The organism is Aliigemmobacter aestuarii (assembly GCF_004799285.1).
GTDB classification, from domain to species: Bacteria; Pseudomonadota; Alphaproteobacteria; order Rhodobacterales; family Rhodobacteraceae; genus Aliigemmobacter; species Aliigemmobacter aestuarii.
The window spans coordinates 2501-5549 of the sequence record NZ_SSND01000009.1; the positions used below are offsets into that span (position 1 = coordinate 2501).

A 3049-nucleotide genomic window follows, 5' to 3' on the forward strand; every position below is an offset into this window, starting at 1 on the left:
TGTTATTGTTAGCGCTGCTATCAATAATGGGGTGAGACAGGTACTAAGATCCTGAATACATAGGGGTTTTAGAGCAAACCCGGGGAACTGAAACATCTAAGTACCCGGAGGAAAGGAAATCAACAGAGACTCCGTTAGTAGTGGCGAGCGAACGCGGACCAGCCGAGCCTTGAAGAGCGAGCAGAACCGTCTGGAAAGGCGGGCCACAGCGGGTGACAGCCCCGTATGCGAAGTTCCAGAGGACGTATCAAGTAGGGCGGGACACGTGTAATCCTGTCTGAAGATCGGGGGACCACCCCCGAAGGCTAAGTACTCCTTGCTGACCGATAGCGAACCAGTACCGTGAGGGAAAGGTGAAAAGCACCCCGACGAGGGGAGTGAAACAGTACCTGAAACCGAACGCCTACAAGCAGTCGGAGGGGCCTCGAGCCCTGACGGCGTACCTTTTGTATAATGGGTCAACGACTTGGTCTAACGAGCGAGCTTAAGCCGGTAGGTGTAGGCGCAGCGAAAGCGAGTCTTAAAAGGGCGCATGAGTTCGTTGGATCAGACCCGAAACCAGATGATCTAGCCATGAGCAGGATGAAGGTTGGGTAACACCAACTGGAGGTCCGAACCAACACCCGTTGAAAAGGGTCTGGATGACTTGTGGCTAGGGGTGAAAGGCCAATCAAATCTGGAGATAGCTGGTTCTCCGCGAAAGCTATTTAGGTAGCGCCTCGGACGAATACCTTGGGGGGTAGAGCACTACATGGGTGATGGGGGCCCACAGCCTTACTGAGCCTAAGTAAACTCCGAATACCCAAGAGTACTATCCGGGAGACACACGGCGGGTGCTAACGTCCGTCGTGAAGAGGGAAACAACCCTGACCTGCAGCTAAGGCCCCTAATTCGTGGCTAAGTGGGAAAGCATGTGGGACGTCCAAAACAACCAGGAGGTTGGCTTAGAAGCAGCCATCCTTTAAAGATAGCGTAACAGCTCACTGGTCTAGATAAGATGTCCTGCGGCGAAGATGTAACGGGGCTCAAGCCACGAGCCGAAGCTCAGGATGCACAGCGATGTGCGTGGTAGCGGAGCGTTCCGTGATATAGCTCACTGCCTCTTGTCTTCCCTTGCGGGAAGCATGGAGGCAAGGAGCTTTCTGTGAAGCCGGCGCGTAAGCGATCCGGTGGAGAGATCGGAAGCGAGAATGTTGACATGAGTAGCGACAAAGAGGGTGAGAGACCCTCTCGCCGAAAGTCCAAGGGTTCCTGCTTAAAGCTAATCTGAGCAGGGTAAGCCGGCCCCTAAGGCGAGGCCGAAAGGCGTAGTCGATGGGAACCAGGTTAATATTCCTGGGCCAGGAGGATGTGACGGATCGCAGGTGTAGTTCGGCCTTATCGGATTGGCCGGGCTGCTGAGCGGTTCCTGGAAATAGCCCTCCATCAGACCGTACCCGAAACCGACACAGGTGGACTGGTAGAGTATACCAAGGCGCTTGAGAGAACCACGTTTAAGGAACTCGGCAAAATGCCTCCGTAAGTTCGCGAGAAGGAGGCCCCGTCTGTGCGCAAGCATGGGCGGGGGGCACAAACCAGGGGGTGGCGACTGTTTACTTAAAACACAGGGCTGTGCGAAGCCGTAAGGCGACGTATACAGTCTGACGCCTGCCCGGTGCCGGAAGGTTAAAAGGAGGGGTGCAAGCTCTGAATTGAAGCCCCGGTAAACGGCGGCCGTAACTATAACGGTCCTAAGGTAGCGAAATTCCTTGTCGGGTAAGTTCCGACCTGCACGAATGGCGTAACGATCTCCCCGCTGTCTCAAACGTGGACTCAGCGAAATTGAACTGTGTGTCAAGATGCACACTTCCCGCGGTTAGACGGAAAGACCCCATGAACCTTTACTCTAGCTTTGCACTGGCATCAGGATTGTGATGTGCAGGATAGGTGGTAGGCATCGAAGCGCGGACGCCAGTTCGCGTGGAGCCTCCCTTGAGATACCACCCTTCGCACTCTTGATGTCTAACCGCGGTCCGTTATCCGGATCCGGGACCATGCATGGTGGGGAGTTTGACTGGGGCGGTCGCCTCCCAAACAGTAACGGAGGCGCGCGAAGGTTGGCTCAGAGCGGTCGGAAATCGCTCGTTGAGTGCAATGGCAGAAGCCAGCCTGACTGCAAGACTGACAAGTCGAGCAGAGACGAAAGTCGGCCATAGTGATCCGGTGGTCCCAAGTGGGAGGGCCATCGCTCAACGGATAAAAGGTACTCTGGGGATAACAGGCTGATGATGCCCAAGAGTCCATATCGACGGCATCGTTTGGCACCTCGATGTCGGCTCATCTCATCCTGGGGCTGGAGCAGGTCCCAAGGGTATGGCTGTTCGCCATTTAAAGAGGTACGTGAGCTGGGTTTAGAACGTCGTGAGACAGTTCGGTCCCTATCTGCCGTGGGTGTAGGAGACTTGAGAAGAGTTGCCCCTAGTACGAGAGGACCGGGGTGAACGTTCCACTGGTGGACCAGTTGTCGTGCCAACGGCAGTGCTGGGTAGCTATGAACGGACAGGATAAACGCTGAAGGCATCTAAGCGTGAAGCCCCCTTCAAAACAAGGTCTCCCTTGAGGGCCGTGGAAGACCACCACGTCGATAGGCCGGAGGTGTACGTGCAGCAATGCACTCAGCTGACCGGTACTAATTGCCCGATAGGCTTGATTTGATCCAGTAACAGCAAGGACAGATCAAAAGCCATGGACGCAGGAACAAGCGCATCACAGCGCCTGATGTTACACCTCGGGTTCTTCCTCGGTTTGGTGGTCATAGCACGAGCAAAACTCCCGATCCCTTCCCGAACTCGGCCGATAAGTGCCGTCGCGCCAATGGTACTGCGTCTCAAGACGTGGGAGAGTAGGTCACCGCCAAACCTAGAAAGAACCCGAAAAAAACCTCTCAACGAAAAAACCTGGTCAAAACGATCAGTACCATCCTTGACGCGGGGTGGAGCAGCCCGGTAGCTCGTCAGGCTCATAACCTGAAGGCCGCAGGTTCAAATCCTGCCCCCGCAACCAAAATATC

General features: G+C 55.2%; 1 tRNA gene and 2 rRNA genes (1 of these 3 only partly in view). All 3 read left to right on the top strand.

From position 1 onward, the window contains the following. Positions 1-2693: ribosomal RNA gene (locus tag E7811_RS17765) — 23S ribosomal RNA — on the top strand (it extends 141 nt beyond the left edge of the window). 90 nt (positions 2694-2783) lie between these two features. Next, a 5S ribosomal RNA gene (gene rrf / locus E7811_RS17770) occupies positions 2784-2898 on the top strand. Between the two features lie 67 nt (positions 2899-2965). Beyond that, positions 2966-3042 (top strand) — tRNA-Met (locus E7811_RS17775). The last annotated feature ends 7 nt before the right edge of the window (positions 3043-3049 follow it).